General features: G+C 70.0%; 2 protein-coding genes. Both read left to right on the top strand.

The annotated features are described in order from the left end of the window. Positions 1-124: 124 nt before the first annotated feature. Positions 125-3,007, top strand: coding sequence for a discoidin domain-containing protein (locus ABZ749_RS28365; protein ID WP_357233163.1), 2,883 nt, complete (start codon positions 125-127; stop codon positions 3,005-3,007). Positions 3,008-3,194: 187 nt separating this feature from the next. Further along, positions 3,195-5,456: discoidin domain-containing protein (locus ABZ749_RS28370; protein ID WP_357233165.1), on the top strand; the 2,262-nt coding region annotated here is incomplete at its 3' end.

The raw sequence follows: 5,456 nt of genomic DNA on the forward strand, positions 1-5,456 counted from the left end.
CTGCCGGCGGCCCGTCCCGGCCGCCGGCACCACGCCACCCAGGAAGGGAGAACCGAGGGGGACGCGCGACACCGCACCGACACGGGGGGATCTGGCCTGCCTGACGAAAGGGAGAGCGCAGCTCATGGCCAACCACACCACCGGCACCCCGCACCACCTTCGACACCCGACCAGGGCACTGTTGGCCGCCATCTCCGCCACAGTGCTCGCCGCCACCTCGGTGACCATCCTCGCGGTCACCGGCACCGCGACCCCGGCCTCCGCGGCGGGGTTGTCCCCCTTCGACATCCCCAACCGGGGCGCCACCGTCCCGTTCATCGAGCACGAGGCGGAGAAGGTCGCCCACAACGGCACGAAGATCGGCCCGGACCGGCGTTACGGCACGCTGCCGTCCGAGGCGTCCGGCCGGGAGGCGGTCACCCTGGACGCCGTCGGTGAGTACGTCGAGTTCACCCTCACCGCCCCGGCCAACGCTGTCACCTTCCGCTACAGCCTGCCGGACAACTCGGCCGGCACCGGCCGGGATGCCGCCATCGACCTGCGAGCCAACGGCAACCTGCTGAAGTCGGTCCCGGTGACGTCGAAGTACGGCTGGTACTACGGCGGATACCCGTTCAACAACAACCCGGGTGACACCAACCCGCACCACTTCTACGACGAGACCCGGGCGCTGTTCGGCAGCACCCAGCCGGCCGGCACGAAGATCCGGCTCCAGGTCTCCTCGACGGCGCAGTCGCCCACGTTCACCATCGACCTGGCCGACTTCGAGCTTGTCGCGCCGATCGCCAAGCCCTCCGGTGTCATCGACGTGGTCACCGACTTCGGGGCCGATCCGAGCGGCGCGACCGACTCGACGGCGAAGTTCCAGGCGGCTGTCGACGCCGGCAAGGCGCAGGGCCGGGCGGTCTGGATCCCGACCGGCACCTTCACCCTCTGGGATCACGTGGTGGTCGACGGGGTGACTCTGCGCGGCGCGGGCCCCTGGTATTCAGTGCTCGGCGGCCGGCACCCCACCGAGCGGAACAGGTCCGTCGGCATCTACGGCAAGTACGTTCCCGGTGGCGGCTACACCGGCCCGGTCCGCTCGCACGAGGCGAACGGGCCCAGCCGCAACGTCACGCTGCGGGACTTCGCCATCATCGGCGACATCCGCGAACGGGTCGACGACGACCAGGTCAACGCCCTGGGCGGCGCGATGACCAACTCGGTGGTGGACAACCTCTGGCTGGAGAACACGAAGGTCGGGGCGTGGATGGACGGCCCGATGGACAACTTCACCATCCGCAACAGCCGGATCCTGGACCAGACCGCGGACGGGGTGAACTTCCACACCGGGGTGACGAACTCGACGGTGACGAACACGTTCGTCCGCAACACCGGTGACGACGCGTTGGCGATGTGGGCGCAGAGCGTGCCGAACGTCAATAACTCCTTCACCCGCAACACCATCGGCGTGACCCTGCTGGCGAACCACCTGGTCAGCTACGGCGGTCGCGACATCAAGATCACCGACAACGTGACCGCCGACTCGCTGACCAACGGTGGTGGCATCCACGTCGCGAACCGCTATCCGGGTGTGCAGGGCGACACCGCGGTCCGGGGCACCTGGACGATCGCCCGGAACACGCTGATCCGCAACGGCAACTCGGACTACAACTGGAACTTCGGAGTGGGGGCGATCTGGTTCTCCGCCCTCAACGAGTCGTTCCAGCAGGCCACCATCAACATCACCGACACCGACATTCTGGACAGCTCGTACGCGGCGCTGCACTGGATCGAGGGTCAGACCAGCGGCATCAACCTCTCCAACGTGCGGATCGACGGCGCCGGCACGTACGCGCTCCAGGTGCAGGCACCGAGCCAGGTGTCCTTCACCAACGTGCGGGCCACCAACATCGCGCAGAGCAACCCGATGCACAACTGCGTGGGCGGTGGCTTCCAGATCACCCAGGGCTCCGGCAACTCCGGCTGGTACACCCCGACCCCGTACTGCGGCCCGTGGCCGGACCCCCAGTGGGGTGGCGGACCCACCTCGCCGCCGCCCACCACGACCCCGCCCCCGACCACGACGCCGCCGACCACCCCACCGCCCACCACGCCGCCCCCGACCAGCGGGAACCTGGCGCTGGGCCGGTCGACGACCGCTACCAGCACCAACCAGAGCTACACGGCCGCCAACGTGGTGGACGGCAACGCGTCGACGTACTGGGAGAGCGCCAACAACGCCTTCCCCCAGTCGGTGACCATCGACCTGGGTGCGTCCCGGTCGGTCGACCGGGTGGCGCTCAAGCTGCCCAGTGGTTGGGAGCAACGCACCCAGACCCTGTCGGTGCTCGGCTCCACCGACGGCTCGTCGTACACCACACTGGCGTCGTCCGCCGGTCGGGTCTTCGCCCCCGGCTCGGGCAACACGGTGTCGATCGGGGTGCCCTCCGGTGACCGCCGCTACATCCGGGTCACCGTCACCGGCAACAGCGGCTGGCCGGCCGCGCAACTCTCCGAGGTCGAGGTGTACGGCGGCACCCAGACCACCCCGCCGCCGACCACACCGCCCCCAACCACACCGCCCCCAACCACGCCGCCGCCCAGCGGCAACCTCGCGGCCGGACGGTCGATCACCGAGACCAGCCACTCCGACGTGTACGCCGCCCCCAACGCGGTGGACGGCAACGCGAACACCTACTGGGAGAGCGCCAACAACGCGTTCCCGCAGTCGCTGACGGTGGACCTGGGCGCCGACCGGTCGGTGTCCCGGGTCGTGCTGAAGCTCCCACCCTCATCGGCCTGGCAGACGCGTACGCAGACGCTGGCGGTGCTCGGCTCCACTAACGGGTCGACGTTCAGCACGCTGAAGGCGTCCGCCGGCTACAGCTTCAACCCGGCCAGCGGCAACACGGTCACCGTGACCTTCACGGCGACCACCCAGCGGTACCTGCGGCTGACCGTCACCGGCAACAGCGGCTGGCCAGCCGGCCAGCTCAGCGAGTTCGAGATCTACTCCAGCTAGGTCGGGTGCCCCCGCCCGAAGCGGCGGGGGCACCCGGTCCGGGCGTCCCGGCGCAACGCCGCGCCGGCCGTCCGACCCGTCCCCACCCAGCACCGTCCCCCACCTGTCGCGGAACGACGGGCGTACCCCTGCACCCGTCGCCGGGCAACGCACCCACACCCACCCCCGAAAGAGGTGTAGCGACCCCATGTCCAGTAACGGCACCAGACGAGGCACGCCGCCAACCGGCGCGCACAATCCCGTCTCCCGTACGGGCCACCGACGGCTGCTCGCCGGCGTACTCGCCGGCGTGCTCCTCGCCACCGCCCCGGTCGTCACCCCCATGGCGAGCGCGGCACCGGCGGCCGACCCGTCCGCAGCCGCCGCCCGCGTGGCCATGCTCGCCGGGCTCTCCGCCACCATGACCGCCAGCAGCTACAACCAGAACTACGTGGCGGGCAACGCCAACGACGGCAACGCGTCAACCTACTGGGAGAGCGCCAACAACGCGTTCCCGCAGTGGATCCAGGCCGACCTGGGCGCCACTGTCAGCGTGGACCGGGTGGTGCTCAAGCTGCCACCCGCGTCGGACTGGCAGACCCGTACGCAGACGCTGTCGATCCTGGGATCGACGAACGGCTCGTCCTTCACCACCCTGAAGGCGTCCGCCGGCTACACCTTCAACCCGAGCAGCGGCAACACCGCGACCGTCAGCTTCACCGCCGCCAGCACCCGCTACGTACGCGTGCAGGTCACCGGCAACACCGGTTGGCCGGCCGCCCAGCTGTCCGAGGTCGAGGTGTACGGCGCGACCGGCAGCACCGACACCCAGGCTCCCAGCGTGCCGGGCAACCTGGCCTACACCCAGCCGGCCAGCGGGCAGATCCGGCTCGCCTGGTCGGCGTCGACCGACAACGTCGGGGTGACCGGCTACGACGTCTACGCCAACGGTGCGTTGCGTGGCAGCGTCGGCGGTTCGACGCTCACGTACACCGACAGTCAGGCGGACAGCGCCACGGTGTCGTACCACGTGCGGGCCAAGGACGCCGCCGGCAACCAGTCGGCGAACAGCAACACAGTGACCCGGACCGGCACCGGCAACCCGCCGACCGGCTCCAACCTGGCGATCGGCAAGCCGATCAGCGCCTCCGGGTTCGTGCACACGTTCGTGGCCGCCAACGCCAACGACAACAACGTGGCCACCTACTGGGAGGGCAACGGCAACCCGAGCACGCTGACCGTGCAGCTCGGCGCGAACGCCACCCTCAGCCAGGTCGTCGTGAAGCTCAACCCGGACTCGGCGTGGGGCGCGCGTACCCAGAACATCACGGTTCTCGGCCGGGACCAGGGCTCGTCGAGCTTCACCACCCTGGTCGGCGCGGCGAACTACAACTTCAGTCCGGGCAGCGGCAACACGGTGACCATCCCGGTCTCCGGCGCGGCGGCCGACGTACGGCTCTCGATCGCCTCGAACACCGGTGCCCCGGCTGGTCAGGTGGCCGAGTTCCAGGTCTTCGGCACTCCGGCCCCGAACCCGGACCTGACCGTGACCGGCATGTCGTTCAGCCCGTCCGCACCGGTGGAGACCAGCACCATCACGCTCTCCGCGACGGTACGTAACGCGGGCTCGGCGGCCTCCGGCGCGACCAACGTCAACTTCTACCTGGGCTCCACCCGGGTGGGCACGGCCTCGGTCGGCGGTCTCGCGGCCGGTGCCTCGACCACTGTCAGCGCCAGCATCGGCACCCGGGACTCGGGCAGCTACCCGCTCAGCGCCAAGGTCGACGAGTCGAACACCGTCGTCGAGCAGGACGACACCAACAACAGCTACACCAACCCCAGCCCGCTGGTCGTCGCCGCGGTCGCCAGCTCCGACCTCGTCGCCTCGGCGGTCGCCTGGTCGCCGGGCAACCCGTCGGCGGGCAACACGGTGACCTTCTCCGTGTCCGTCCGCAACGCCGGCAACCAGGCTTCCGCCTCCGGTGCGCACGGCATCACCCTGACCGTGCTCAACGAGTCCGGCACGGTCGTCCGCACCCTGACCGGCTCGTACTCCGGCGTGATCAACGCCGGTGCCACGGTCGGCCCGATCAGCCTGGGCACCTGGACCGCCGCGAACGGCAAGTACACCGTCCGAATGGTGCTCGCCGTGGACGGCAACGAGCTGCCGGTGAAGCAGGCCAACAACACCAGTGACCGGCCGCTCTTCGTCGGTCGCGGTGCCAACATGCCGTACGACATGTACGAGGCCGAGGACGGCGTCGTCGGCGGCGGCGCGGCGGTCGTCGGGCCGAACCGGGAGATCGGCGACCTGGCCGGCGAGGCGTCCGGTCGGCGGGCGGTGACCCTCAACTCGACCGGCAGCTACGTCGAGTTCACCACCCGGGCCAGCACCAACACGCTGGTCACCCGCTTCTCCATTCCGGATGCGCCGGGCGGCGGTGGGATCAACTCGACCCTGAACGTCTAC

Origin of the sequence: Micromonospora sp. NPDC047753, assembly GCF_040642735.1 — a bacterium.
Classification (GTDB): Bacteria; Actinomycetota; Actinomycetes; order Mycobacteriales; family Micromonosporaceae; genus Micromonospora.